Below are 25,863 nucleotides of genomic sequence, written 5' to 3'. Positions count from 1 at the left end.
TAATTAATGCAGTTAATGAGAACGAATTTGCAGGGAATTACAGGGAGGATTGGCTTAGCTTCCTTTTAAGAGCTTTGGCGCCAGTACGTGATAAGGGCAGTTCCGTAGTATTGGAAAGCTTGATGGTGGCTCGATCAAAATTAATCTGGTGGAGATAATTCAAATTGAGCAGAGCGACTCTATGTACTCGGATGAAGCTGTAAGGAGCGAGTTTCTCTTCAAGAGATTTCATGCTTTTTCGAAGTGTGAAAGCATTGTCCTCGGTGTGGATTTTGACGCAATAATCATCCGATTGAATCCACACGATATCACTGAGTGGAATTGGTTGAAATTTATTCCCTGTTTTTATGCTTAGGTGAGGTTCCTGGTTAGAGGTTACATTGAGTGCTTCTTCCAAATCTGTGCTCTTGGTTCTTAAGTTGGTGATTTCAACAAACTGACTTTCTATGGTTTTTTCACGTGATCTGTTGTACAGAAGCATCGTTAATGTTGTAGAAGCCATCAAAAAAGTGAGACCTTTTTGGAAGGTAAAAAATGTAATGAACTCAAGAAACAGCTCGTTGCTATAGCTCAGTTGCTGATCAATAATTTCATAGCCGCTAATCAACGCCAACGAAGCGACGGTGTTAACAAATATGATAACAGTAATCGCTAGAATCGTTTTAATTGTTAAGTGTTGGTGGTTTTTTGGAAGTTTCTTCCAGATAAGTATTCCACTTGGAACGCTAAATAACCCCCACGCGAGCCATCGAACGAAGTGTTTCTTTAATAGGAATCCAAGAGATAGTGTTTCGTTCTCAGGAACTAGTCCAAATGTCTCGATATAGTATTTCTGTTGCACTGCATCAAAAACAATGAGGAAAAGTATAAATGCCAGTAGACCTATCGAAAGTTTTTTGTTCACCAATTAAAGATATCACATCCCGACCAAAATAAACGGTGCCCAGTAATATGGTCTTGCATATTGCTCAGAGCTGAGCAGCGATAGTTTCGCTTGTCTTAAGGCTGTATTGTAGCCATGATGTTCATTATTCAAGTTGTATTTATAAAACTCAATCATCATCTGCGCAGTAGATGCATCGGCTACTTGCCAAAGTGAAACAATGATATTGTTAGCACCGGCATATTGTAGCGCTCTACTTAGGCCAACAATACCTTCACCTTTGGCTACTTTACCTAAGCCTGTCTCACACGCGGAAAGCGTCACTAAGTCAGCATCAATATTGAGATTATAGATTTCACCTGTATATAGACTACCATCTTCCTCAGATCCCGGTTTTAGAAAAATTCTGGATAGTGCTGGTTCCGATTCATTTACTAATCCATGAGTGGCAAAGTGGAGGTATCGATATTTACCCAGGTTTTCTTTTTTGAAATTGAATTCACTTGCGTCATTGCCAGATTGAACTTTCGTTTCACAATTGCTTCCCATGAACAAGAATCTGATTTCATCGATCTCTTTTTCTGAGCCGGGAAGAGCATTCATTTTTACTTCGTTGTTTTCAAAACTGATTGGAGCAATCAGTAATATTTCAGGATTGATTTGCTTCTCATCTGCATGCCGCTCATTAAACAGTGTAGCAGAATAATCATAAGAGATGTGGTAGTCTTTGATAAGGAAAGCAGCATTTGCATATGAATCTGCTTCGTCTTCAGGGTTGACAAATGACTCAAAAGGCAATGTGCCCAGAACACCATCTGGCAAGATTACAAGTTCACTAATATTCGAGGATAGATCCGGTATTAATAGCGCATGAAGTGATTGAGCCGTTCTCAAAAATGCAGCCTTGCTGTTATACTTAATAGCGTTTCTTAGTGCAGAGGTGAGCCGAGTGAAATCTTCACCCTTTTGCTTTCTTTCTGCTTTCACACCTTTTTTCGTGATGATGAAGATGTATAATTCCTGGTCGCCAAGAAAATAAGACAGCATGGCGGAATTTTCAGTCAAGTGTTCCTGTATGGATTCAATGGTTGCTATAGATTGGTCATACTTCAGCTTATAATATTCGGGATAGTTGGCCTCAAGATTTGAAATAAAGGTTCTATAGGTGTTTTGATAGCTGAAAAGCAGATCCTTCATTTCTTGATTGTCTGCATTTTCCTGCTGAGCGAGTTGTTGTTCGAGGTATGATATTTCATCCTTCAGGCTATCCTCAAGTGTAATTTGTTCATCCGGAATCCCTGCAAATTTCTTCGCTTTGGATTCTGTGATGGCTTCCAGAAGCACAGAAGATTTACTTCGTTCGCAAAAATCAAATGCTGTTTGAAGGTGCTTCTTTCTGTTAAAGCTTTGTTCGCTTAGGATAAGTGAAAGCTGTATGCCATTTTCATATACTTCTTTCGCAATCTGGCCGAGCTTCAACTTGTCTTGCTCATTGAGTCGCTTTCTACGGATGATGGTAATCAGATCATCACATTTCCTATAGGTATCGATGGCGCCAACCAGATCTTTTACATTGAGTGATTTTTCAAAATGAAGTGCACCTAATCCAATGGCCTTGGCTTGAAGCGATCTCAAAAGGATATCAGCATTGAAATAATTTTCGAGTTCGGGCAAGTCATGAATTGTTGTGTAAACCTGATCAGGAAGATTAGCATAAATCGCACGTTGATAAAACTCTACAGAAACTTTGAATTCACTTTTTGCTTTGTATATCTCACCAATAGAAAAGTATGTATTTGCGACATCCGGGTGTTTCTCGCCAAATAGGCTGATATACATTTGAAGAGCTTCTTTTTGGTTGAGTAGCGCTTTTTCATATTCTTCCTTCAAGAGGTAGACTCGTCCGATAATTGCTTGTATATAGGCCTTATTAGGGTGCTCTTCCTCGTAAGTTTGGTCATAAATGCTTTTGACCGTATTGAGCTGCTCCAGCGCATCATCATAATTTCCCTGTTCGATTTCAGCGAAAGCAATATTAAGACTAGCTCTCAATGCTCTTCTACTACTATTTCCTAGCCGGTCTTCATAAATTCCTTTGGCTCGATTAAAATAAATAATGGCCTGTAGCGGATCGCTTTTTAAGAAAACCTGTCCCAGATTGTTATATGAGTTTGCCGCTTCTATGGATTGCGGGCCAAATAAAGTTCTCCGCATCTTAAATGCTTGCTCTAAATATTGACTTGCCAATTGCCTGTTTTCATTGTTGTTGTAAACCTGGCCTATGGCATCAAGGCAGTTGGATTTCTCTTTAGAATCCACGTCAGGAAAACTCTTCTCTGCCGCCAGCAGACTTTCTAAAGCATCATCGTTATGGCCTAAGTTTAGATAACTCAATCCAAGCAAAGTTTGGCATCTGGCAGTTAATATTGGCTGATTTGGCAGTTCGTTTGTGAGAAATTCGAGTGTGTTTTCCGAAAGGCTCTTGGCATGAAATGGATCACCAAGCTGTAGCTGGCAATCGATCATTTTTAAATGGGCTTCTACATAAAGGTCGTACTGTTCATTCGCAAAGTGAATGTCGCCAGCTTGCTTAAATTGGTCATAAGCTTGGGCAAAATTACTACCGGAATAGGCAGCCTCAGCTTGCTTAAGCTGAACTTCCTGAGACTTTGCATTGAGCAATGCAATTGAAATAAATGCAGCGAATAGAAGCTTTTTCATGATCAAAATTTGTAGACGTAGCTAATGCTAAGAACTTCGTCTCTGGTAAGCCCATCTGGGTTAAAATCCCGATCGACTAACTTAACACCTTTGATAATTTTAATACTATTATTTACGTCAAAATGATATCCAAAACTACCTAAAACGGAAAGCGCAAGGCCTGTCGTTTGGGGTAGTTTTCTTCGCTCAGTTTCACCTTGAGGTATTCCTTCATCTTTGGTGATTCTATAAATAGGTAAAGCACCCAATGAAAAATTGAAATTCGTAAACCTCCAGTTTCGTTCCACTCTAATCATTACGTCTGTTCCTCTCAACAATTCTCTCCCAATGTTGTAGCTCTGTAAGTACTCCGTATCGGGGTAATTTGGGAATCCTGCCCAAACAAATTGATTGTTGTTTCTAGTAAGGGCAATCTGAATGCCCGCTGCAAACAACCAATTTCTACTTATTGCTGAAACACCGGCAATAGCATCATACGAACCCAAACTTTGCTGATAATACATGTGAATGGGAGCATCGACACCACCTGTATTTTCATTATTCACTGTTGTGTTGCTGTCATTTGATGGAATTTTGGCGCCTAATGTTCCATTGATATTCCATTTTTTTGTGGCCTTTAATAATCTGGTGTAGCTCAGAGAAATATCTCCCAAACCTGCCGTTTCACCAAGTGTACCTTTTACCCACTGATAGGGCAGCTTGATTTGAAAAGAGCTGTAGTCATTGATGCCGAGATTAAAATCTACTGTAGCTGCATAAATAATTGGAGTGAGCAGGCTTGTGCCTTTGTAATAATTAAATTCAATCGACCTTAGCTTAATGGCTATTCGCTTGCTATAGTTTTGATCCGGCTTCATTGCACCCATAGTACAAAACCCAGCATCGCTACATCCTTGACTGTAAACTAGGGATGTGCACATGAGAAGCATAAAAGCCGCAATAAAGTTTCGCATAGTAGGTCATAGTTAAAGTCAATACACTACAATAATAAGCAATCAATTAGCACTATTTGAGGATTAATTGTTGTGAAATCTGAATGTCTACCTTTTGTAATCGATTCAAATGGCAGCAAAAATTTTAATCAGGCTTTTAAACCTTCTGAAATTTGTTCTGTCAAAGAGGCAAATCATTTGAAAAACAATTACAAGAAATAAAACAATTATGAAAAAGCTATTATTTATTACTGCGATTGCGTTTGCCACTTTTTTAACATCATGTAATAATGACGATGAAGTATCCGGAGGCGATTTAGTTGAGTCTTTGGATTTGGACTCGGAGGCTACACTGGAATCGAATTATGAAGACATTGATGTGATAGTGGAAGCAGGACTTGAAACAATTAATGCTGCTGGTAGAGTAAATCGAGATGACGTTTTAGACTGTGCAACAATCACTCACGATGAAGAAGCCAAAACAGTAACCATCGATTACGGTGATGGATGTGAAGGTCCAGGCGGACGAACCAGAGCAGGAATTATTCGGATTTCATACAGCGACCACAGGTTAATTCCTGGTGCATTCAGAACCGCAACTTTTGATGGGTTTAGCGTAGATGGAGTTTTGGTAGAAGGAACTCGAACTATAGAAAACATTTCTGAGAGCCTTGATGATGATCCTACGTTCGGCATAACGCTTACTGGTGGTAAGCTAACTTTTGAAGATGAGACTGAAGCTACAAGAGAATCTGAAAGAGTGCGAACCTGGTTTAGAGCAAACAATCCGCTGCAGGATGAAGTAGGTGTAGATGGTAGTGCGAATGGAACACGGAGAGATGGTGTGAGTTACACAGTTGAGATTATCAGCAGAATCATCTACAAAAGAGCGTGCTGGTCTAGCAGAGTATTTATTCCGGTATCCGGTATCAAAAAGTATACAACCGATGATAATGAAGTGATCGTAGACTATGGTGATGGCACTTGTGACAATGAAGTAACTATAACCATCAATGGTGGAGATCCAATCACGAAGGTGATCACACCTGAAGGAAGAAGATAATATTTGGTGAAGTAAGTTTTCAGGTAGGTAATTGCCTCATGATTCTTCGGATGATTGAGGCTTTACTCATTTATAGAGCAGAAGTAAATGCATACGAAACGATGTTCGCACCCATTTTTAAAGCTTCAATTCGAATAGCCTGAGGGTCGTTATATACAGACTGATCTTCCCATCCATTTCCTAAGTCCGATTCATAGGTATAAAAACAGACTAGCCTTTTTTCATAAATCAAACCGTAACCTTTTGGTGGTTTACCCTCGTGTTGATGGATTTTTGGAAGACCTTCATCAAAATCAAATTTTTGATGATAAATAGGGTGATCAAAAGGGATCTCAACAAACTCTAGTTCAGGAAAGACCTTCTTCATTTCCATCCGTACAAATTGATCCAAGCCATAGTTGTCATCAATGTGTAAGAATCCGCCAGAGGTAAGGTAGCTTCTCAAATTGTCTACTTGCGCATTGTTTAAAACAACATTGCCATGACCAGTCATGTATATATATGGATAAAGGAAAAGGTCAGGACTACCTACTTCAACAACATCTTCAGAGATGGCCAGATTGGTGTTTATTTGTTCATTGCAAAATTCTATTAGATTGGGCAGTGCTGTTTTGTTTGCATACCAGTCACCGCCTCCGTCGTACTTTAGTTTGGCAATCTTCACAGGCTGTGAATAGCCGGAGAGTGAAATAAGGGTAAGTAGAATGCAAAGCTTTCTCATAGACCAATTATACTCATCTTAGTGCAAAATGGTTCTAATCAAACAATTCTTTTAATGGTTCGCCGGAGCTTCCGCTTGGCAGTGAAATGTCAAGGAGCGCGGAAAGTGAGGGAGCAATATCGGTGATGTCTACACGTCTGATGCTATTGCCTTTTTTTATTCCTTTCCCATAAAAAATGATTGGAATATGCGTGTCGTAAGCGTACGGCGTGCGATGGTCGGTCCCTTTTCGCCCAAACGCATCGTTGAGATTGCTAGGGGTCAAATTATACAATATATCACCGCTTCGCTTATTGTTGTAACCATTTTGCAAGCGGATCAATGTTGGATCTGTAAACATGCGCATAGCTACCACATCCTTATCAAAGGCTTCAACCACATAATCTTCCTGCAAGAGTCTTTCAATTATGATTTGTTTAACTGGCTTTGAATCCAGACCTTTCTCATTAAGTAATTTGTGATTTAGGTATATCTGTTCATTAATAATTGAACTTATCCATTTTCCTTCGCCATATTCCTTTTCTAATGCCTCCGTCAGGACGGATTTGATGTATCCATTATTATGATAGCCTGCAGGCATCTTGTTTTTGTATAAGTAAGAAGGAACGTCAGTAGCACCATGATCTGCAGACAAGAATACCACGTAATTGTCTTTCCCTACATTTTGATCGAGATAGGTTAGTATTTCTCTCAGTTCTTTATCTAATCGTAAATAAGTGTCCTGTACTTCCATGGATCTGGGCCCGAATCTATGTCCAACATCATCAGTTGCTGAAAAGCTGATTGTGAGAAAGTCGGGTATGCTATCTTTGCCCAATTCTTCTCCTTCAACTGCTTTTAAAGCAATTTCTTTAATCACTGTATTTGTAAAAGGCGTGTATTTCAAGATGGAAGGGTCCTCTTTATGTTTAGAAAGATCGTGCGGAAAGGAAACATCCATTCCACTTCTAATCGGCTGTTCGTATTCGTTTTGGTCGGCTATGCTTTCATTATATATACTTTCATCTTTTAGCAATTCCCATTTGCCGTTGATCAGCTCAAAAGGTCTTTTTTGTTTGTTGTAATCATTGACCCAGGTTGGTAGTTTTTGCGCGTAATAAGTACTTGTGATCATATTGCCACTCTGGAGATCATACCAGTAGGCTCCTGTGGGATTGTGACCAGCGGGGAGCGAAGCACCTCTATCTTTCAGAGAAACGCCAACCACCTTAGAGTTGAAGTTGTAGAAAAGCCGAAGCTCATCTGTTATGGTAGTTGTGAGTAAATTTTTAGGAGACACCTTTCCATTCGAAACACCACCAACTACGGATGCCGTTGTGTCTTCAACACAGTTTACTCTTCTGTCAATTGCTGGGACGAACCAGTCATTTCCAATAATCCCATGTCGCGCAGGAGTAGTTCCAGTGTAAATCGAGGCGTGCCCAGGGCCTGTTTTGGTAGGCGAATAATCGTAATGAGCATTTTTAAACAAAAACCCATCTTCAATCAACCTTTTAAATCCACCTTCTTCGAAATCATTATAATACCGGGAGAGGTAATCATACCTCATTTGATCAACAACAATGCCCACAACTAAACGTGGCTTTTCTTGCCCTGCCAGGGCTGTCGACAATAGAATTAATAGGCAATAAAGTGATTTCTTCATACGTACGGACAGTTCTGATTCGTGAAGGTATTAAACCAAAATTATTCCAGTATTAAATTCTTTGGATGATCTCATGAAATTTTCGATAAATAAACACACTAGTGGTATCTCAGAAACAGTAATTTTGCGGCCATGCAAGACAAAATCCTTATTCTCGATTTCGGTTCACAATATACCCAATTAATAGCCAGGCGTGTACGTGAGCTAAATGTTTACTGTGAAATACATCCATTTAGCAAGTTTGAGATTACGCCTGATGTAAAAGGAGTAATCCTTTCTGGAGGACCTTGCTCTGTATTGGATGAAGGATCACCAGATATCAATATTGAAGATCTTGGAGATTTGCCTGTCTTAGGAGTTTGCTATGGTGCTCAACTTCTTGTGAAGAAAAATGGAGGGACAGTAGCTAAGTCTAATCATCGAGAATACGGAAGAGCCAACCTAAAGGTGGTCGATTCACATTATGATTTACTAAAAGAAGTAGAAATTGGGAGTCAGGTTTGGATGTCTCATGCGGATACCATTACGGACTTGCCAGATAATTTTAAGCTGATTTCTGCAACAGAGTCAATTCCAGTTGCTGCTTTCAAGATTGAGGATAAGGATATTTACGGAATACAATTCCACCCGGAAGTTACTCATAGCATAGATGGTAAAGTGGTGTTGAGAAACTTTGTTGTTCATATCTGTAAGGCGTCTCAAGATTGGACGCCAGATATTTTTGTAGAGGAAACTGTAGCTAAGCTCAAAGAGCAACTGGGTGATGATAAAGTAGTTTTAGGACTTTCCGGAGGAGTGGATTCTTCTGTAGCCGCCATGTTGATTCACCAGGCAATTGGCGAAAATCTCTATTGCATTTTCGTAGATAACGGACTTTTAAGGAAAGATGAATTTGAGGAGGTCTTAAAATCGTATGAGGGATTGGGGCTCAATGTGAAGGGTGTTGATTCCAAATCCAGATTTTATGATGAATTGAAGGGTGAAAGCGACCCGGAAGGAAAAAGAAAAATTATAGGTCGCGTATTCATTGAAGTTTTTGATGAGGAAGCCAAAAGCATCAAAGATGTGAAATGGCTTGGTCAGGGGACGATCTACCCCGATGTAATCGAATCGGTATCCGTTAACGGCCCTTCAGTTACAATCAAATCACACCACAACGTTGGCGGCCTGCCTGCTAAAATGAATTTGAAAGTAGTAGAGCCATTGAATACACTATTCAAGGATGAGGTTAGAAATGTGGGAAGAACATTGGAGATACCCGAGTTCATCTTAGGACGTCATCCGTTTCCAGGTCCTGGTTTGGGTATCAGGATACTTAGCGACATCACTGAGGAGAAGGTAAGAATACTGCAAGAAGTGGATGCTCATTTTATCAATGGTTTGAAAGAAGAAGGACTTTATGATGATGTGTGGCAAGCGGGTGCTATGCTGCTACCTGTACAATCTGTGGGTGTAATGGGAGATGAGCGAACCTATGAAAATGTGGTCGCATTGAGAGCCGTTGCTAGTTTAGATGGTATGACCGCAGACTGGGTTCATTTACCGTATGAATTCCTCGGTAAGATCTCAAACAAAATCATCAACAACGTTAAAGGTGTCAATCGAGTGGTTTATGATATCAGTTCCAAGCCACCAGCAACCATTGAGTGGGAATAATAATTAGCTTTGAAAGAAAAACAACCAACTGTGCGAACTCTCATCTTTAGTATATTATTCATTTCAATTCTCTCAGTCTCAGCGCAATCAAGTCAGGGTGAATACCTGGAAGCCAAGAGACAATTTGGACTTGGGAATTATACAGAAGCCAAACAAGCATTTCAAAATATCACCAATGATGGGACTTTTGGTGCGTATGCTTCATTCTATTACGCCTTATCATCACTGAAGCTGAATCAGTCCAAAGAGGCTGAGGATATGTTCAAGCAGATTAAAGTGAAGTTTCCAGACTGGGAGCAACAACAAGAAGTGGACTATTGGCTTGCTTATCTGGCTTTTGATCAGAACAACCTTTGGCAGGCATTTCGCAGAGTTGAAAACCTTCCTGAAAATTGGAGAAACTTTCTTGTTGATAACTTCCTCGAAAAATTATCAGTATCCGGCTTGGATTCAGCATATGCTTTAAACCCAAATAATTCCTATATCGGCACTTATTACGCCAAAGCCATTCAAAACCAACCATATGATGAGCGTGATCAGCTGCTTTTGTTAGAGTTGGCCGAAAAATTCAACTTGACAATCGGACCAGATGAAAGCCTTCCGATTGTCAAGAAAGATGAATATGCGATAGCGGTTGTGCTTCCATTTATGTATGAAGGTCTGGCAACACCTAAAACCGTAATTAGGAACTCAATAATCTTTGACCTCTACCAGGGAATGAATAAAGCTCAGGAAGATTTGAAAGAGCAAGGAATCAGTGTCAACCTGTTTCCTTATGATACAAAAAAGAAAGGTTCTGTGGCTAATGACCTTGTAAAGGATGGTAAGCTGGATAAAGCAGATGCTATTGTAGGACCACTTTACACGGGTCCATCCAGATATATTTCACAGTTTTCGAAAGAAAATAAAGTAACCATGATCAACCCTGTCTCATCAAACGAAGAGATCATTGGCGATAACCCGTATTCATTTTTGTTTAAACCAGCCTACTCTACACAAGGCAGGGAAGCTGCGCGATTTGCAGCACAGAAATTTACAGATAACAAAAAGCTCTTCATTTTCTATGAAACCGATAGAGATAGCATCATCGCAAATGCCTACCGAGAGACTATTGAGAGGGATAGTTTTTTTGTTGTTCGATTTGAGCGTCTCACCAATGAGGATGCACAACAGATTCAAATAGATTTTACAGAGCAGTACGAAGTTCGACTAGACACTATGTACTCACAAGATGAAATTGACTCCATTGCGCTTATACCGGGTAGAACCGTCAGAACTAGAAGCTTAAGAAATGAAGAGTCCGGAAGGATTATGCGAGACTCAAAAGGAGAGGACGTTATAGAGTCTTACGAGGTGAAATTCACCGTGCAGCCGGATAGTATCGGACACATATTTGCTGCAACATCAAGTAATCTACTTGCAAATAATTTCATAAGTATGGTGGAGGTGAGGAGTGATAGTATTGGTATCATCGGCTATCAAGACTGGCTTAATTTTTCCTTGGTTTCTTATGCTCAACTGGAACGACTCCAAATAGATTTTCTTAGCCCATCTTATTATGACCTTGAAAGTGAAAACTATGATCGTATCAAAAGGACTTTTGTTGAATCGGTAGGGATAGAGCCAAGTGAATATCATATATACGGATACGAGCTGATTTGGCACCTCGGTAAGCTCATGGATGAGCATGGCAAATACTTTCAGCGCGGTTTACTTGATGGCAATAGGTATTCCGGATATATCATGGAAGGAGTAAAGTATGGTCCTTATAAAGACAATCAGTTGGTGCCTATCACTACCTTAGAAAATCTCCAATTGAGAAACCAAAACAGCAAACAAGAAGTTAACGCAACTAATGAAGATAGCAACAAGTAAAGAACTTTTTGATCGGGCAAAAGACTACATACCTGGTGGGGTAAATTCACCAGTTCGTGCATTCAAAGCAGTGGGGGGTGACCCCATTTTTTTTGCGAAAGCTGAAGGCGCTTACATGTACGATGAAGATGGAAACTCCTACATTGATTTGATCAATAGTTGGGGACCAATGATTCTGGGACATGCTAACAAGCAAATAGAAGAGGCGATATTCAAAGCCGTAATCGGATCTCCGTCATTTGGCGCTCCCAGCAGAATGGAAGTGGAGCTGGCTGAGCTTATTAATGAGATGGTTCCTTCTATTGAAAAAGTGAGAATGGTTAACTCGGGCACTGAAGCCACTATGTCAGCCATTCGTTTGGCCCGTGGATTCACCAAGCGCGACAAAGTGCTAAAGTTTGAAGGCTGTTATCATGGTCATGGGGATTCATTTTTGATTGCTGCAGGAAGTGGAGCAATGACAATGGGGGAGCCAGATAGTCCTGGCGTAACTAAAGGCACAGCGCAGGATACCTTATTGGCCCCATACAATAATATTGAAAAGGTAAAAGAAGTCTTGGCGTCCAACCAAGGTGAAATTGCGGCCATTATCGTAGAGCCTGTTGCCGGAAATATGGGGTGCGTATTACCCGAACCTGGCTTTCTTGAAGGCCTTCGTACGGTATGTGATGAAGATGGAATTCTCTTGATATTTGATGAGGTAATGACTGGTTTCCGCTTGGCAAAAGGTGGCGCTCAAGAAGTCTATGGAGTCAAGCCGGACTTGACTACTTTGGGTAAAATAATCGGTGCAGGCATGCCTGTTGGAGCGTACGGAGGACGAAGTGATGTAATGGATTTTGTTTCCCCACAAGGGCCAGTTTACCAAGCTGGTACATTATCAGGAAATCCAGTTGCCATGGCAGCTGGCTATGCTCAACTCAGTTATCTCAACGATCACCCTGAAGTGTATGAAAATATAGAGAAGGCAGCAAAGAAGATAATGAGTGGCTATGAGAAGGCTTTGAAAAAGCATAAACTCAAATACACCATGAATCAAATTGGTAGTATGATTAGTCTTTTCTTCACAGATAAAAAAGTGGTGGACTTTAAAACAGCTAAGTCATGTGATACGGAGTTATTTGGAAAGTATTTTCGTCACATGCTCAATGCTGGAGTATACCTCGCGCCATCACAGTTCGAGTCATTATTCATTTCTAATTGTATTGGTGACAATGAAATAGGTCAGATTGTATCCTCTTTCGAGGATTTTCTCAAAGCAGAGCAAGGGAGATAAGAACGCCAAGCAAAAGAGCGAAAGACACTGCGAAAGTGTAGATAAATCCGAGCATTGAAGCTCTGAAAATGCTCCACCCAATTTTGATGCCATAGACCTTTTTAAAGCTGATTACAGAATAGATAAATGTGAGGGTCATAGATATCGGTAATCCATAGTCCTTAAAATCCTCAAAAAAGAGGGAAAAAACCCAAGTCCAGCCTAAAAGGAAAAATAAGAAGGAGTGGAGGTGGATGGAATGAATCAAATGCGTGATATATAGTCCCTTCCTCCAAAAGAATAGCTTGAGTAAAAAGGCATAGACCGGAAGTATGAAAAATATGATCAAGGGGATTTGCCTCAATAAATATTCATTGAGTGATGCAGTTGTCTCCTGATTAATTTTGACAATCTTGTTAACTGCAAAGTCGTTTGCCCAAGAACCCGTGTTAATATTCAAAGAGTCGATTATAGCATCCGCATTTAGGTTTGTGGTTTCGATCAGGTGATTGACCATTTTTTGCCTGGCATCTGACAAAGGCCATCCTGTGTGAGCGGTATCGGGAAGGTTATACAAGCTGTCAAACTTGGCCTCTGACAATTCAGTTTCTGCTCCAAACCCCCTTTGTTTTTTATCCTTCACGGTTGGTTCAAACATTCTGGCCATGAAGAAAAAGTGGAAAATACTGATGACTAAATACCATCGGATTGGATTGGCGTAATAGACTCGTTTGCCCTCGATGAATGCATTTGTAATCTTCCCGGGATTGATAAGGAAAGGTTTGAATGTATGCGCAAAACGAGAATCGAGAGATAGGAAATTTGAAGTAACCTCCCTCATTAGCAGTCCCAGGCTTATCTGATGATCAGTGTTCTCTTGACCACAGTTCGGGCAGTAATTATGTTTTTGGTTGAGCAGTTCACCACAATTGAGGCAAGATTTATGTTTCCTTCTCTTTTTCACCGGGTTTAAACTTGTTGAGTAAAAATGCTACTAACCATAATCCCAAAGCGATAAAACTATAAAGGATTTGATTGGTTTCCGTCCTCAGTGAGAAGAAAAGGAAAACAAAAGCCAGAATGGTGAAAATCCAGATTAGGGTTGGGTATAACTTCATTATGCTTCTTTCACTTTCAGACTGGTGCCTTCATCAGAAATAATTTCGATATCTACACCTTCGTCGATAAAATTACCCCTTGTGAACGCATCGTAAATCACTCCATCCACCTCGATTTTTCCGCTAGGTCTTAGACGTGTAAATGTTTTTCCTTTTAGCCCAATCATCGATTTTTCTTTGTAAAAAGTGGAGGTATATCCTTGATCAGCGTCTTGGACGTCCTGAAGTGCTACACGCTTAAATACGTTGCTATTGAGAAGTCGAGCCCCGCCAAAAAACATAACGATTATGGCTCCAAACATTCCGGCAATAACCGTAGCAAATGAAATGAAAATCTGATCCCCACCCACAAATGAGAAGTCAAACATGTCATTATTGAGCATAACTAAGATGAGTGAGCCGATGGTGCAGATTAGTCCAAGAACACCAGCCACTCCAAAACCTGGGATCACAAAAACCTCAAGAGCTATAAGAATGATTCCTACTACAAACATTAAGATTTCCCAATTTTCAGCTAAGCCATTGAGATAGTTAGGTACGAAGTAAAGTATAATAGCAATCAGAGAAGCAAGAATTGGAAAGCCTACACCTGGTGTCTGTAGCTCAAAGTAGATTCCACCTACAATAATCAGTATCAGAATCCCACTCACAAAAGGATTTAAGAAAAGTGAGATAATTTTTTCAGTAGCGCCAAGATCAAACACTTCAATTTCGTAATCGTCAACACCTGATCGCTTCATAATATCAGCGATGCTATTGACTTCAGCTTCGCAAAAACCGTATTTTATTGCCTCGGAAGTAGATAAAGTTAGAATCTTCCCTTCGGTTGCAATACTATCCAGATCAATATCTTGGTCTACCATTGCCTCTGCCATTCGTGGGTTTCGGCCTTTTGCTTCGGCGGTCGATCGCATGATAGACCTCATGTAAGATTGGTATTTGTCTGGTGCTGCGGCTCCATCTTGTGTTACGACAGTTGCTGCTCCAATGCTTGAGCCGGGAGCCATATATATGCTGTCACATGCTATCGAAATGAGCGCTCCGGCTGATGCAGCATCCTTGTTTATAAATGTATAAATCGGTCGATCGAAGTTTAGAATTCGTGTTCTGATATCATCAGCGTCGTTTAAAGCCCCACCGTAGGTGTCGAGCTCGAGAATCACATAGTCAACATCTAACTCTTGAGCCTTCTCCAAACCAAGTTCAGAGTAACGATTGGTTCTAGGATCAATTACATCGCTAATCTTAAGATGAAGAACCAGAGGTTTCTCCTTGTCCTGACCTATCAGGATGGTTGTTAATAGTAATCCAAAAAGTGTAAATAGTTTTCTCATATTTGATTGCTAAAAGTCACAACAAAGCTCCAACTTTGAAACTGTCGTTCCCTCCATAAAGTTATCCTAAAATTGAAGGATGATTAAATTTATTTGATTCATGATAGCAGAATCCATCAAGCACATTTCGTTCACAGGTAAAATATGGAATTCGGTTGTGGAAGGTGATTCGAGCAATTTTTATTTAGATATACGTGGGCTAAATGATGAATCTGAAGTGGTAAAGCTCAATCTAAGATCTTTGAAATATGACACTAAGAAAGTGCAGCATGCTAAATGGACACAGCTCATTGGTGCTAAAAACGACACTTTATATTTCATCGAGTACCAAGATGAACATGACCCAAATCAAAACGCATATTTTAGTCTTTCATGGAGAGATGGTAGAAAAGAACCAATAACTAAAATCCCTACATTCGGGCATTCAATCCAATATCCGAGTATTTACGAACATGGTACCGAATATCATAAAACAGTATCGGAGTTTTTGTCGTTGGAACTTCCGCACTCTTGCGAATATTTAGAATGGAACGATAAAATCATAATCAGCTACTATCTTCGTTCAGGTAATGTATTTGACAGGTATCTGCTTTTACTGCAGAATGGCGAAAAAGAATGGAAGGTTTGTCAGGACACGGGGATGAAGGGTTTTTCACCTGGCGCATTTTTTGTATTTCAAGGTCAATTAATATTTATAAAAGATCAAAATGAGGTTTGTGTGTACACTGGTTAGTTTCATGATCACATTAATGCTATTCGCCAGTCCGGTGGATAGTCTTCGGACCGAGCAGAGGGAGGAAGGATTGTTTGTGGTGCATGAAGTGGAAGAAGAAGAAACAATTTATTCCATCGCAAAACGATATGGAGGTTCGGTGCTGGGAATTATTAAGCACAATCAAATAGTAGATAATCGCATTGAAATTGGACAGGTAATTTACGTGCTCATCGATGATGAAAAACCAGTAGAAGCGGTGGTTGTTAAAACATCTTTCGAAGGGTCAAATGAAAATATTCACAGGGTTGAATTAGGCGAAACACTTTACAGTATTTCAAAAAAATATGGATTAAAACTTAAGGATCTACGCAGGTGGAATAACCTTCCGGACAATAATATTTCACCAGGAATGCCTCTGAAACTTCGAAAAGATGCAGAAATCCCTACTTTAAGCGTCGACGGTGAACCAACTGATAAGGTCATTGAAGTAGTAGTAAAGGACAGCACTCTGACTGAGGAAGATCCTTTTGCAAGTTTTGAAAAATATCTTGTTCAAACTGGAGAGACGCTATCGACGATAGCACGCAAGATTGGTGTAGGTATTGATAGCCTTAAAATCTGGAACAGCATGGAGTCAGATTATCTGAAGATTGGACAGAAACTGTTTTATAAGTCTTCTCAGGAGTCACCAAAAGTACTAATCAATGAGCCCAAGAAAACAACCCGATCACAGATCGATGAAAATGGATTTGAGCGCATATATGAAGAGGGAGTGGCTTCAGTCATTCAATCACTGAAAACATCACGTTTTTTGGCACTACATCGGAACTTACCAATCGGTACAAATCTTGAGGTTCGAAATTTGATGAATAATCAAACTGTCCACGTAAAAATCGTTGGGAAGCTTCCAAATACTGGGCTCAATAAGAATCTCTTGCTCAGGCTGTCTCAGCCAGCCTATGATCAGTTGGGTATTTTGGATTCCAAATCCCGTGTAGAGGTTTCTTACAATAAGTAGTGAATAGGGAAGAGCTTAAATCTTTTCTAGATGATAAAGTTGAGGAGTACAATCAGCCTGGTTTTATTCCCAATGATCCCATTTGCATTCCGCATGAATACTCAAAAAAGCAAGACATTGAGATTGCTGGATTTCTTGCGGCTGTATTTGCCTGGGGTCAACGTAAGACCATCATCAATAAAAGCCATGAATTTCTGGAGCTAATGGGAAATGCTCCACATCAGTTTGTGCTTAATTATTCAGATCAGGATTTAAAGCCATTTACGGAATTTAAACATCGGACTTTTAATAGTACTGATGCACTTTACTTTCTTCATTTTTTTCGTTGGTTTTATCAAAATCATGAATCACTCGAAGAAGCTTTCGTTGCCAGATTGAACAGATATGCGACAATGGAAGCACGACTTACGCAATTTTTCGAATTGTTTTTTTCGTTGCCTGATCATCCGAAACGTACGTATAAGCATATACCTAATCCATCCAGAAAGTCAGCCTGTAAACGCATCAATATGTTTCTGAGGTGGATGGTTCGAAAAGATGACAAAGGTGTAGATTTTGGTATTTGGAATAAGATAGAGACCAAGCAGCTAATTTGTCCATGCGATCTTCATGTAGATAGAGTAGCTCGAAAGCTGGGTTTGATAAAAAGGAAGCAAACCGACTGGCAAACAGCTTTGGAGTTAACAGAAAATCTTAAAGATCTAGATCCTGATGATCCGGTAAAATATGACTTTGCACTCTTCGGCTTAGGAGTGGAAGAGAAATTTTAGTCATTCGAATAAGCTTTCATTAATTTAGAAATGCCAAGATTAATTTATCTTATTGTCTGATGTTTTTGTTGTATAGTACTCGATCATTTGGCCTTGGACATCAGTTAATCCTTCCAGATAAAACAGAACAAGTGGAGCACTTGAGTGTGCTTCAAAGGCATCTGTCCATTGGGCAGATTTTTTTAAACTACTCAAACCTCCAAAACCTGATGAGGAGATACTCTTTTCAGAAAAGTAGTTTACATCTCCTTTTACAGGTGGCTGAAGAACCATGGCTCCTGACTCGGATTGGTTTTTTTTGAGGTTATGGTTTTGTGTTGAATTAGATAATGATGAGAGATAAATTTCACCTTTCGCTTTCGCTAAATTCATAAACACAGCTTGTGTCCTTTTACCACCCAGCAAGGTATTCCGATCGATATTAAAGCTTTTATTCATATTGCGTTGACAGGTGAGGAGCTCAAGTACCCCGTTTTCATATCTTAATCCAGCACCAAAACGCATTCCTGGACGATTGGCCAATAGTTCGCCCACGGCTTTTATTCGAGGTGTACTAATATTTACGGTTTGTGTAAAAACAGTTCGTCTAGCAACGGGTGTACCATTTGGTTCTATAAGTTTAAAGAGGCGAACTTTGTCTTCTGTTATGTCGTAGTTGGCAAAACTGTGTTTCTCAATTTCAGTGTTTTCGTAGTACAATCCCCAAATAGAGTTATCCGAAGCTGTTAATAGGTTTAGTCCGGCGCCTGAGCCATACCTGCGATATTTTGCAATTGGTTGCTTCTGCCATGAGTCTAGTTTCTCATTTGCTGTTTTATAAACAACTACTTTACCATCTTTAGAGTCTTGGTCAACCAGCATATACCAGCATTTAGTTTTTGGACTCCAGGCTAACCCAGCACCCCCACTATTGGTATTTTCTTGTGATATTCTGCCAACTTCAATTGAGCAATTGGGATCTTGTTCAAGATCATAGATAAGAACTAAAGATTGCTCATCTCGTTTGTTGCCAAGAGCTGCCTGACTGAGTCCATATTCTGCTTCAATTACTATCGTGAGATATTTTCCCGTTACTTGAATTGAGCATGGATGTGGATATCCACTTTCCAGGTTCTTAAGTTGACTTTGTTTTGTTTTTGTATTGTAAATCCAAAGTTTCCCAACCGGATTTTTGGAGCCAACCTTTGCTTCTCCCTTGCCAAGGCTCCCGTCACTAAAAGCTACATAAACGTAATCTTTGTACTGACCAATAGCCTGAGCATGCCAGCCGCCAACAATTGCAGTAAGATTTTTACTATCGCCACTTAAAGTCTCACGTTTGGAAATCGAATTTGCCATAGATGTAAGAAGCTGTGGCTGATCACCAGTTAACCATTCTAGCGGAATTTTAGAACTCTGAAATCCATTCGTTAGTGGCTCTTTCTCAGGATCGATGATTGTATTTGCTGAAAAGCTAATCGATGCAATCAGTACGGTAAATAATATTCTTGATTTCATGGCATTTATCGTTGGGCTTTTACGAATCTACCTAAGAAATCAGTATTCACATCATTTAGTCAGGAAAGAAATATCGGCCCACTTTATGTACCAATTACCACTAGCAGCATCTTCTGAAGCATAAAAAATGAACTGGTTATTCAACGAAATATATGGATTGGCTTGACTTCCCTCAATAAGGTTTGATGGGAGTTTGATGAGACTGCCCCAACCATCTTTCGTTCTTCTAACAAGACAAATAGGCAGGTTTTCCTCAATGGAAGCGAAGAAAAGTGATTGACCATCGCCTGAAATATAGGGTGTGCATGTGCCGGTATCCAACCCTTCAAAGGATAATTTGTGAGCATCTTGGAACCCATCTCCTTTTAATTCAGAGAAGTAAATATTCATATTCGAATAGTCGAGATCGCTCACATGAAAATAAAGGATTCTATCTGGCGAGATTGTCGGATGAGATACAAGCTTATTTCTCAAGTTTGGTATGTCAATAAACTCAGGTTCTGACCATTCTCCATTCTTATAAATAGATTGCCAAAGGTGCCAGGTTTGAGGAATACCTTCAACACCAACAGGCCGGGTTGAGCTAAATAGGAGCCTATTACCATCTGGTGAGAAACTCACTCCATGATCATCATATTCGCTGTTAAACCAAGCTTTATTCGGCTTACTCCATTTGTCGTCTTTCCAACTGACAACATTGATATGAAAATTTTGAAACACCTTATCTGAAGTGACATAGTAGTATTCAGAAAAATTGTTGGAAAGTACCCCTCTATGTACTAGCAGACTATCTGGAATCAACTCAGAGTAAAATGGAATTGGAATGCTACCCGGCTTGGGATCGAAGGGAAAAACAATTGATTCAGATCCTCTTTGAGTACATTGATAGAAAAGTATGAAGATGAGTATAAGCTTAAGTTTCATTGTTCCAATTCTCTGGATCTTCTCTCCATTCTTTAAGCGTTTTTAAAACGTCGTTTTCAAACATACGCTCATCCTGCGCATGGTCCAGCAGGTGATGGTAATCACTAAGGACTACGAGATCTACATTTTTGTTTTTGAAATTATCTTCAGAAATCTGAAAGCCGTAGGTGAAAATCGCTACCATCCCTGCTACTTCAGCTCCAGCTTCTTGCAGAGCATCTGCTGCCGCAAGCGAACTACCACCAGTAGAAACCAAGTCTTCCACCAGTAAAACGCGCTGACCCTTCTCGATTTTTCCCTCAATCATATTTTGCAGGCCATGTCCTTTGGATTTGGAGCGAACATATATGAATGGGAGTCCCAACTCTTCAGCTACCAATGCGCCTTGTGGGATTCCGGCGGTTGCTACACCAGCAATGACATCAACGCCATTAAATGAATTCGAAACAGCAAGACCTAATGCGGTCTTTATTTTGGAGCGAACATCAGGATATGAGAGGCTGAGCCTATTATCACAATATATAGGTGATTTCCATCCTGATGCCCATATAAAAGGTTCCTGAGGGCTTAATTTAATTGCTCCAATTTTTAGTAAGTCTGCGGCTATTTCTGCAGCAAGTTGTGGGTTGTATATTTTGATGCTCATGTGGTTGCAAAATAAATAACTCCCGTGTTACCCATCAATAATAAAGAAGTCTTGTTTCATTTTTAATTTATGATTTACTTGCTCTAGTAAATTTCAACGATGAAAATCTTTATCAACGACATCCCGGTTTACATTCTTTCGGAGAATAAGATTAATATGAATCGTGCTTATGGATTGGTGGTAAGAGAATTCGAGAGCATTGTTCCCGAAGTACTAGTCGATGACGTCTTGATTATGAATGCATCGTTCGACCAAATTGACAGCCTCCTCAAGCTAATGACAGATAAGAAGCTGAAGAAGGTTCATTCCATTTTTATTTCTTCCAGGGAAAAAAGAGCGCTAATAGACTATCTGAAAAGTAAATTCAAAGTGATTGAAGCAGCTGGAGGAATTGTTGAAAATGAGGGAAAACTCTTAATGATTTATCGACGCAAAGTCTGGGATATTCCTAAAGGTAAATTGGATAAAGGCGAATCCATAGATGAGTGTGCTGTTCGTGAGGTTGAAGAAGAGACTGGTGTTAAGGTTCGGATAGATAAAAAAATCGATGCTGTCTGGCATACCTATACGACTAAAAAGAAATACATTCTAAAAAAGACACATTGGTATGCGATGCATTGCCTGGATGATAGCAAAATGGCACCTCAAAAAGACGAAGGAATAAAAAAGGTAGAATGGATGGATCTTGAGCAAGTGCGTAAAGCCCTTCATGATTCGTATAGATCCATTCGATACGTAATGCAGGAGTATACCAAAATGATGAAGGAGGTTTAGTAAACCACCATTTCAGAAATATTGAGTTTCATTCTCTCAACTTCCTCAATCTCTGTAACAAATGTCTTTCCTTCTCTACGATAATCTACCCGCCTGAGTATCCATCCGTTGATTCCGATGCATGGAAAAAGAGTGTTTTTATATTCAAACAATTCAACTAATTGATCAAAATATTCACTATTAATGTCCTCAGTTATCCATAATGTGGATATGACTTTTTCGGATTCTAAATCTATGAGTTTCCAAAGTTGACATTGAAAACCTAAAATTGAATCAACCTTATTCATAGCTTCTACTTTTAAGCTTGGTGCTTCCCAATCCAGATTTATCGGAGTCCTGTCAACTTCACCCGCATTATTGACATTCGTTTTGATCATTTTGTCTGCATCGGCATACAACGTGCCTAGATCAACGAATGGCATTTTTGGTACATATCCTGCATGCTTATACAAATCTTCCTTTACCCAGTAGTTCAAATAAGATGACGTAATAGTATCTCCCTCAATTACTTGGTAGTTTATATAGGCAAGTCTGCCTTCAAAACTTTGACTAATGGCTTTTGTGGAGAAAACAAACGGGCTAATAAAAATGAGAAGCAGGAGAAACTTACACTTCATAGGGTAAAAAAGGATTCACGTCTCCACCATAACGATGTACTTCGCGAATTATGCTGGAGCTGATTGGTGCAAGTTCCGGCGATGTAATTAAAAATATGGTTTCCAAATCAGCATTCAAATAGCGGTTGATCTGAGAGATACTATTCTCATATTCAAAGTCTGTGGTGTTTCTTAATCCGCGGACCATAAACTGGGCATTACATTTCTTTGCAAGAGAAGCAGTAAGCTCATCGTAAACTTCTACTTCTACACGATCTTCTCCGGCAAATGCTTCCTTGATTTTTTCGACCATCCAGTCTAGTTCGAAGTAGCGATTATTCTTAGAGGTATTGTGGCCAATGGCAATGATTACGCGATCAAATAAATCTAAACTGCGCTCTACAATATCAAAATGTCCTTTGGTGAATGGATCGAATGAACCTGGAAAAATAGCCGTTTTCATTTGTTTAAAGTCATTTAAATGAGCTTGCTCATTGTCCTATACACAAAGATACCCACTCAGCACATCAAAGTACTGATGATCTTCCACCTCATCATAGAGGTAACTAAACCGAAGAAAAGATGGCTTGGAGCCAAAAGAGATATTACGAATGTATTTTTTTAATAGTGACATTTCCTCAGAGGCGGGTTTAATAAAGCCCCAAAGAAATACGTGACTATCCTTCCCGCTCATGCCTAGTTCATTGAAAACAAGCATGATGTATTTGAGATAGTCTTGTTTCTTTCTAGCCGCAAACTGATTATAGTACAGGAGTTTTTTGCCTTCGGTGGCTACTATATGCATAATGCCTCGATCGATGTAGACATACATGCTTTTCTCATCTATATGATCTGCATGTTTTAAAAAGCCTTCAATAAGGGCACTTCCCTGATGGATAATATGTACTTTTTTCTTTTTATAGATCGATTCAATCCATCTACAGAGTTTAGTTTCGGCGGCAAATACATTTACAGAATCGACGGCAACCTGTTTGTAGTAATTAACCTCTTCGAAAGCGGTCTTAATCTCACTATTGAGCGCGAGGTAGTCTGCTGCTGCTTCCTGGACAAACATACCGGACGGAACCATAGAAAACTTGTGTGACTTGAGGCACAGCTTCACATCTTTCCAAAAACCTGCAGTGAGATATTCGTGATTATCAAGGATATCCTTGATCAGTCTAAGGCGACCGTTGACCGTTTTGATTCCTTCGAGCCGATAATCCTCAAGACCCATGACAACATTGTCCTGGGCGTCTACTACCGCAAATTGCAAGTCATAAATTCCAACCTGCATGATAAGCGAGTAATGATCAAGTTCATCAATTGTAAACTTGGTATCCTTTACTCGCTTAATCAGCTTATAGGTCGATGTGTCTTGCGCAATCAAAATATTTTATTCCCAGTTACCTGCTGTGGTCACGCTTGTTCGCGATCCAAATCTTAGAGGCTTTCTGGTATTATATTCACTTTCTTCGTCTCTGGTAGGATCTACTGGTCTTGGGTTTTTCACCTCAATCGCATTTACCAAGAGACCGGCTTTTAAGATTTTATCCGCCCAAACGTCGAACTTAACAGCTGGCGCAGTGTCCGGAACGTAAGGTAAGGATGCCAAATTAAACCTTGGCCACTTGTTATTTCCAAAGAGTGAATCAATTACCGCCTTGGTACCTAAAGTATCTATTTCAACATAGATGCTATCTTTTCCATAAGGCTGTGGGATAATTGTCTCACTACGTTCTGTCAGGTAAAATTTTCCTGTATCGATGAATGCTAGTAGTTTATCCCAATCGCTTGTATACTGTCCATTCACAGACATATATGCAATCTCGGCTTCTCTGATCATCTTCAGTTGTTCGATGATTCGGGCTTCTGCGTTTTCGATTCGCGCGGCTTCATCAATAGATGACTTGATACTGTATACTAAAAATACGGCCAGTGACACCCACACTACGAGCATGACCACAGAAACAATTTTCGTTTTACTCATTGCTAAATTTCTTTTTCGCTAGGTTTTTGCAATTATAAATATTTAATGGTGATTCTTGAAGCACCAGATACTATTAATGCTTAAAAGTAAACAAACCCCTAAGATCGGTAATTTTATGTCTTGCACCAGCGGTATTAAACACATTATGAATGGCAGCTGTGGGAATTGTCTCTATTTCCTTGGCGGAAAAGAATTTTGCATCGGTCAGCATTTGCTGATTTTCAGCTAATTCTGGATCGTAACCCAACTTTAAAGTTCCTGAAGTACGTTTTACTAGGAAGAACAATTCAATTGCATGATAGGGTTTTCTAATAAATTCATTGGTAAATAAATATTCACCGACGTTGATATTTAAATTAGTTTCCTCAAGAAATTCTTTTTTGAGCGCTTCGTGTAGACTTTCACCAAATTCCACTCCTCCGCCCGGAGGAGACCACAAGTAGCCTTCTGGCCCAATGTTTTGATGTTTTAATAGTAAAATTTTACTGTTTTCAACCAAAAGTCCACCTACACGCACCCTAACTTTCCCTCCAAAAGGATTCGACAACTCATTTTCGTTTAACATTTCAATGGTATGTTCGTTAACTTTGACATCATTAGAACTACAATAAACTAAATTTAGATATGAAATATTTAGCATCGTTGCTGTTGGTAGGTTTTGCTTTTTTTGCAACCGCCCAAGAAGGAGAGGAGCCAATGACTGGTCCTAAGATTTCCTTTTCTGAAAAGTCGTTCGATTTTGGTGAAATCACTCAAGGAGAGAGAGTTGAGCATGTATTCGAATTTGAAAATACAGGTAATGAGCCATTGATTTTGTCGGATGTAAGGACAACATGTGGCTGTACAGCCCCAGAGTGGCCAAGAGAACCCATTGCGCCTGGAACAACAGCCCGTTTAAAGGTTGTATTTAACAGTGCTGGAAAAATGGGGATGCAAAACAAAGTAATTACTGTTATGTCTAACGCAGTTAACAACCCTGAACGCGTGAAGATTGTTACCAATGTAATGCCTCCAGATCCGAATAATTAATAATTTCTGGCGCCAAAGATGGCACTTCCGATTCTGATCATACTACTACCCTCATCCAGCGCGAGTTTATAATCTCCGCTCATTCCGATGGATAGAATGTTCATTTTGACATTAGTGTGATCAGAATTTTTTGCTTTATCAAAAAGCTGTTTTAAATTTTTGAATTCCTTCCTTACCTGATCCTCATCATCCGTGTTGGTGGCCATCCCCATTAACCCAACTATACGAATGTTGACCATTTCTTTAAGAGGTTCACCATTTAGAATTTCAAATAGTTCTTCGTTACTTAATCCAAACTTGGTATCCTCTTCCGCAATGTGGATTTGTAAGAGGCAGTCAATTACTCGACCCACTTTTTTCCCTTGCTTGTTTATTTCTTTCAGCAATTTTAAAGAGTCTACTCCGTGAATTAAGTGAACAAAAGAAGCGATGTACTTGACCTTGTTGCGCTGTAAGTGCCCAATCATGTGCCATTTAATGTCATTTGGGAGTTCCTCTGCCTTTTGAGTGAGTTCCTGAACCTTATTTTCACCAAAATCCAAATGGCCAGCCTCATAAGCTTCCAAGATATCAGAGTTAGGCTTGGTTTTGCTTACTGCGACTAGTGTACAGGTCTCAGGTAAAGTTTCTTTTAATTCTTTTATGCGATTTGATATTTCACTCATTATTGTCTCTTTTACAATCCGTAAATTTGAAAGCTA

Annotated in this window: 26 protein-coding genes; 9 read left to right on the top strand and 17 right to left on the bottom strand. The window is 39.7% G+C overall.

The window, feature by feature from the left end:
• Window positions 1-37 precede the first annotated feature (37 nt).
• From ACL8WY_RS04600 to ACL8WY_RS04590, 3 genes are read right to left on the bottom strand one after another with little or no spacing between them, the layout of a single operon-like run.
• Window positions 38-904 carry a LytR/AlgR family response regulator transcription factor gene (locus ACL8WY_RS04600; RefSeq protein ID WP_436517249.1) on the bottom strand — a complete coding sequence of 289 codons (867 nt, stop codon included), beginning with the start codon at window positions 902-904 and terminating at the stop codon, window positions 38-40.
• Window positions 905-916: 12 nt separating this feature from the next.
• Window positions 917-3,604, bottom strand: coding sequence for a CHAT domain-containing protein (locus tag ACL8WY_RS04595; protein ID WP_436517248.1), 2,688 nt, complete (start codon window positions 3,602-3,604; stop codon window positions 917-919).
• Window positions 3,605-3,606: 2 nt separating this feature from the next.
• Window positions 3,607-4,557 (bottom strand): hypothetical protein, encoded by a 951-nt coding sequence (locus tag ACL8WY_RS04590; RefSeq protein WP_436517247.1) that lies wholly within the window; start codon window positions 4,555-4,557, stop codon window positions 3,607-3,609.
• A 208-nt stretch (window positions 4,558-4,765) separates the two neighbouring features.
• Between ACL8WY_RS04590 and ACL8WY_RS04585 the strand changes: the two genes are divergently transcribed.
• Window positions 4,766-5,599: a hypothetical protein gene (locus tag ACL8WY_RS04585; RefSeq protein WP_436517246.1), complete on the top strand. Its 834-nt coding sequence runs from the start codon at window positions 4,766-4,768 to the stop codon at window positions 5,597-5,599.
• A 70-nt stretch (window positions 5,600-5,669) separates the two neighbouring features.
• Here the strand turns inward: ACL8WY_RS04585 and ACL8WY_RS04580 are convergent, their stop codons facing one another.
• Window positions 5,670-6,320, bottom strand: coding sequence for a DUF4159 domain-containing protein (locus ACL8WY_RS04580; RefSeq protein ID WP_436517245.1), 651 nt, complete (start codon window positions 6,318-6,320; stop codon window positions 5,670-5,672).
• A gap of 34 nt (window positions 6,321-6,354) precedes the next feature.
• Window positions 6,355-7,965 (bottom strand): alkaline phosphatase PafA, encoded by a 1,611-nt coding sequence (gene pafA, locus ACL8WY_RS04575; RefSeq protein WP_436517244.1) that lies wholly within the window; start codon window positions 7,963-7,965, stop codon window positions 6,355-6,357.
• Between the two features lie 132 nt (window positions 7,966-8,097).
• Between pafA and guaA the strand changes: the two genes are divergently transcribed.
• Genes guaA through hemL form a run of 3 tightly spaced genes read left to right on the top strand, consistent with a single transcriptional unit; the run spans window position 8,098 to window position 12,772 of the window.
• Window positions 8,098-9,621, top strand: coding sequence for a glutamine-hydrolyzing GMP synthase (guaA, locus tag ACL8WY_RS04570; RefSeq protein WP_436517243.1), 1,524 nt, complete (start codon window positions 8,098-8,100; stop codon window positions 9,619-9,621).
• A gap of 30 nt (window positions 9,622-9,651) precedes the next feature.
• Window positions 9,652-11,496, top strand: a complete 1,845-nt coding sequence (locus ACL8WY_RS04565; RefSeq protein ID WP_436517242.1) for an ABC transporter substrate-binding protein — start codon at window positions 9,652-9,654, stop codon at window positions 11,494-11,496.
• Window positions 11,477-12,772 carry a glutamate-1-semialdehyde 2,1-aminomutase gene (gene hemL / locus ACL8WY_RS04560; RefSeq protein WP_436517241.1) on the top strand — a complete coding sequence of 432 codons (1,296 nt, stop codon included), beginning with the start codon at window positions 11,477-11,479 and terminating at the stop codon, window positions 12,770-12,772. Before ACL8WY_RS04565 ends, hemL begins: the two co-directional genes overlap by 20 nt.
• On the opposite strand, the gene ACL8WY_RS04555 is transcribed toward hemL, so the two are convergent.
• From ACL8WY_RS04555 to ACL8WY_RS04545, 3 genes are all read right to left on the bottom strand, one after another.
• Window positions 12,750-13,592 carry a DUF3667 domain-containing protein gene (locus ACL8WY_RS04555; RefSeq protein WP_436517240.1) on the bottom strand — a complete coding sequence of 281 codons (843 nt, stop codon included), beginning with the start codon at window positions 13,590-13,592 and terminating at the stop codon, window positions 12,750-12,752. The two genes, hemL and ACL8WY_RS04555, sit on opposite strands and share 23 nt — an antisense overlap.
• A 100-nt stretch (window positions 13,593-13,692) precedes the next feature.
• Entirely contained in the window at window positions 13,693-13,869 is a 177-nt protein-coding gene (locus ACL8WY_RS04550; protein ID WP_436517239.1) for a hypothetical protein, read from the bottom strand.
• A complete protein-coding gene (locus ACL8WY_RS04545; protein WP_436517238.1) occupies window positions 13,869-15,203 on the bottom strand; it encodes an NfeD family protein in 1,335 nt (444 codons plus the stop codon). The genes ACL8WY_RS04550 and ACL8WY_RS04545 overlap by 1 nt, the downstream gene beginning before the upstream one ends.
• Window positions 15,204-15,303: 100 nt before the next feature.
• On the opposite strand from ACL8WY_RS04545, the gene ACL8WY_RS04540 reads away from it, so the two are divergent.
• From ACL8WY_RS04540 to ACL8WY_RS04530, 3 genes are read left to right on the top strand one after another with little or no spacing between them, the layout of a single operon-like run.
• A complete protein-coding gene (locus ACL8WY_RS04540; RefSeq protein ID WP_436517237.1) occupies window positions 15,304-15,936 on the top strand; it encodes a hypothetical protein in 633 nt (210 codons plus the stop codon).
• A gap of 4 nt (window positions 15,937-15,940) precedes the next feature.
• Window positions 15,941-16,936, top strand: coding sequence for a LysM peptidoglycan-binding domain-containing protein (locus ACL8WY_RS04535; RefSeq protein ID WP_436517236.1), 996 nt, complete (start codon window positions 15,941-15,943; stop codon window positions 16,934-16,936).
• Window positions 16,936-17,706: a TIGR02757 family protein gene (locus tag ACL8WY_RS04530; RefSeq protein ID WP_436517235.1), complete on the top strand. Its 771-nt coding sequence runs from the start codon at window positions 16,936-16,938 to the stop codon at window positions 17,704-17,706. The genes ACL8WY_RS04535 and ACL8WY_RS04530 overlap by 1 nt, the downstream gene beginning before the upstream one ends.
• Before the next feature lie 39 nt (window positions 17,707-17,745).
• Here the strand turns inward: ACL8WY_RS04530 and ACL8WY_RS04525 are convergent, their stop codons facing one another.
• Genes ACL8WY_RS04525 through pyrE form a run of 3 tightly spaced genes read right to left on the bottom strand, consistent with a single transcriptional unit; the run spans window position 17,746 to window position 20,773 of the window.
• Window positions 17,746-19,203 carry a hypothetical protein gene (locus ACL8WY_RS04525; protein ID WP_436517234.1) on the bottom strand — a complete coding sequence of 486 codons (1,458 nt, stop codon included), beginning with the start codon at window positions 19,201-19,203 and terminating at the stop codon, window positions 17,746-17,748.
• 51 nt (window positions 19,204-19,254) lie between these two features.
• Window positions 19,255-20,127, bottom strand: coding sequence for a TolB family protein (locus ACL8WY_RS04520; RefSeq protein ID WP_436517233.1), 873 nt, complete (start codon window positions 20,125-20,127; stop codon window positions 19,255-19,257).
• Window positions 20,117-20,773: an orotate phosphoribosyltransferase gene (gene pyrE, locus ACL8WY_RS04515; protein ID WP_436517232.1), complete on the bottom strand. Its 657-nt coding sequence runs from the start codon at window positions 20,771-20,773 to the stop codon at window positions 20,117-20,119. Before pyrE ends, ACL8WY_RS04520 begins: the two co-directional genes overlap by 11 nt.
• Window positions 20,774-20,872: 99 nt before the next feature.
• On the opposite strand from pyrE, the gene ACL8WY_RS04510 reads away from it, so the two are divergent.
• Window positions 20,873-21,547: an NUDIX hydrolase gene (locus ACL8WY_RS04510; protein WP_436517231.1), complete on the top strand. Its 675-nt coding sequence runs from the start codon at window positions 20,873-20,875 to the stop codon at window positions 21,545-21,547.
• On the opposite strand, the gene ACL8WY_RS04505 is transcribed toward ACL8WY_RS04510, so the two are convergent.
• From ACL8WY_RS04505 to ACL8WY_RS04485, 5 genes are all read right to left on the bottom strand, one after another.
• Window positions 21,544-22,164: a hypothetical protein gene (locus ACL8WY_RS04505; protein ID WP_436517230.1), complete on the bottom strand. Its 621-nt coding sequence runs from the start codon at window positions 22,162-22,164 to the stop codon at window positions 21,544-21,546. The two genes, ACL8WY_RS04510 and ACL8WY_RS04505, sit on opposite strands and share 4 nt — an antisense overlap.
• Window positions 22,154-22,606 (bottom strand): pantetheine-phosphate adenylyltransferase, encoded by a 453-nt coding sequence (gene coaD, locus ACL8WY_RS04500; protein ID WP_436517229.1) that lies wholly within the window; start codon window positions 22,604-22,606, stop codon window positions 22,154-22,156. Before coaD ends, ACL8WY_RS04505 begins: the two co-directional genes overlap by 11 nt.
• A gap of 36 nt (window positions 22,607-22,642) precedes the next feature.
• A complete protein-coding gene (locus ACL8WY_RS04495) occupies window positions 22,643-23,533 on the bottom strand; it encodes a DUF3822 family protein (RefSeq protein WP_436517228.1) in 891 nt (296 codons plus the stop codon).
• Window positions 23,534-23,539: 6 nt separating this feature from the next.
• Complete coding sequence (locus tag ACL8WY_RS04490; RefSeq protein ID WP_436517227.1) at window positions 23,540-24,133, bottom strand: hypothetical protein; 594 nt, start codon at window positions 24,131-24,133, stop codon at window positions 23,540-23,542.
• 73 nt (window positions 24,134-24,206) lie between these two features.
• Window positions 24,207-24,698, bottom strand: a complete 492-nt coding sequence (locus ACL8WY_RS04485) for an NUDIX domain-containing protein (RefSeq protein ID WP_436517226.1) — start codon at window positions 24,696-24,698, stop codon at window positions 24,207-24,209.
• Between the two features lie 59 nt (window positions 24,699-24,757).
• Between ACL8WY_RS04485 and ACL8WY_RS04480 the strand changes: the two genes are divergently transcribed.
• Window positions 24,758-25,162, top strand: coding sequence for a DUF1573 domain-containing protein (locus ACL8WY_RS04480; protein ID WP_436517225.1), 405 nt, complete (start codon window positions 24,758-24,760; stop codon window positions 25,160-25,162).
• On the opposite strand, the gene ACL8WY_RS04475 is transcribed toward ACL8WY_RS04480, so the two are convergent.
• On the bottom strand, window positions 25,159-25,827 hold the full coding sequence (locus ACL8WY_RS04475) for a YggS family pyridoxal phosphate-dependent enzyme (RefSeq protein ID WP_436517224.1): 669 nt from the start codon (window positions 25,825-25,827) through the stop codon (window positions 25,159-25,161). The genes ACL8WY_RS04480 and ACL8WY_RS04475 overlap by 4 nt on opposite strands.
• Window positions 25,828-25,863: the final 36 nt, after the last annotated feature.

Source organism: Ekhidna algicida (assembly GCF_051379705.1).
Taxonomy (GTDB): domain Bacteria; phylum Bacteroidota; class Bacteroidia; order Cytophagales; family Cyclobacteriaceae; genus Ekhidna.
Note: the sequence above shows the minus strand (reverse complement) of the source record. Positions and strands in the feature narration are given on the sequence as shown.

Excerpts from the sequence above, each read along its gene's own strand:
- ACL8WY_RS04595 (WP_436517248.1), bottom strand. The coding sequence starts at position 3,604 with ATGAAAAAGCTTCTATTCGCTGCATTTATTTCAATTGCATTGCTCAAT.
- ACL8WY_RS04590 (WP_436517247.1), bottom strand. The coding sequence starts at position 4,557 with ATGCGAAACTTTATTGCGGCTTTTATGCTTCTCATGTGCACATCCCTA.
- ACL8WY_RS04585 (WP_436517246.1), top strand. The coding sequence starts at position 4,766 with ATGAAAAAGCTATTATTTATTACTGCGATTGCGTTTGCCACTTTTTTA.
- ACL8WY_RS04580 (WP_436517245.1), bottom strand. The coding sequence starts at position 6,320 with ATGAGAAAGCTTTGCATTCTACTTACCCTTATTTCACTCTCCGGCTAT.
- pafA (WP_436517244.1), bottom strand. The coding sequence starts at position 7,965 with ATGAAGAAATCACTTTATTGCCTATTAATTCTATTGTCGACAGCCCTG.
- guaA (WP_436517243.1), top strand. The coding sequence starts at position 8,098 with ATGCAAGACAAAATCCTTATTCTCGATTTCGGTTCACAATATACCCAA.
- hemL (WP_436517241.1), top strand. The coding sequence starts at position 11,477 with ATGAAGATAGCAACAAGTAAAGAACTTTTTGATCGGGCAAAAGACTAC.
- ACL8WY_RS04555 (WP_436517240.1), bottom strand. The coding sequence starts at position 13,592 with ATGAGGGAGGTTACTTCAAATTTCCTATCTCTCGATTCTCGTTTTGCG.
- ACL8WY_RS04550 (WP_436517239.1), bottom strand. The coding sequence starts at position 13,869 with ATGAAGTTATACCCAACCCTAATCTGGATTTTCACCATTCTGGCTTTT.
- ACL8WY_RS04545 (WP_436517238.1), bottom strand. The coding sequence starts at position 15,203 with ATGAGAAAACTATTTACACTTTTTGGATTACTATTAACAACCATCCTG.
- ACL8WY_RS04540 (WP_436517237.1), top strand. The coding sequence starts at position 15,304 with ATGATAGCAGAATCCATCAAGCACATTTCGTTCACAGGTAAAATATGG.
- ACL8WY_RS04535 (WP_436517236.1), top strand. The coding sequence starts at position 15,941 with ATGATCACATTAATGCTATTCGCCAGTCCGGTGGATAGTCTTCGGACC.
- ACL8WY_RS04525 (WP_436517234.1), bottom strand. The coding sequence starts at position 19,203 with ATGAAATCAAGAATATTATTTACCGTACTGATTGCATCGATTAGCTTT.
- ACL8WY_RS04520 (WP_436517233.1), bottom strand. The coding sequence starts at position 20,127 with ATGAAACTTAAGCTTATACTCATCTTCATACTTTTCTATCAATGTACT.
- pyrE (WP_436517232.1), bottom strand. The coding sequence starts at position 20,773 with ATGAGCATCAAAATATACAACCCACAACTTGCTGCAGAAATAGCCGCA.
- ACL8WY_RS04510 (WP_436517231.1), top strand. The coding sequence starts at position 20,873 with ATGAAAATCTTTATCAACGACATCCCGGTTTACATTCTTTCGGAGAAT.
- ACL8WY_RS04505 (WP_436517230.1), bottom strand. The coding sequence starts at position 22,164 with ATGAAGTGTAAGTTTCTCCTGCTTCTCATTTTTATTAGCCCGTTTGTT.
- coaD (WP_436517229.1), bottom strand. The coding sequence starts at position 22,606 with ATGAAAACGGCTATTTTTCCAGGTTCATTCGATCCATTCACCAAAGGA.
- ACL8WY_RS04490 (WP_436517227.1), bottom strand. The coding sequence starts at position 24,133 with ATGAGTAAAACGAAAATTGTTTCTGTGGTCATGCTCGTAGTGTGGGTG.
- ACL8WY_RS04485 (WP_436517226.1), bottom strand. The coding sequence starts at position 24,698 with ATGTTAAACGAAAATGAGTTGTCGAATCCTTTTGGAGGGAAAGTTAGG.
- ACL8WY_RS04480 (WP_436517225.1), top strand. The coding sequence starts at position 24,758 with ATGAAATATTTAGCATCGTTGCTGTTGGTAGGTTTTGCTTTTTTTGCA.
- ACL8WY_RS04475 (WP_436517224.1), bottom strand. The coding sequence starts at position 25,827 with ATGAGTGAAATATCAAATCGCATAAAAGAATTAAAAGAAACTTTACCT.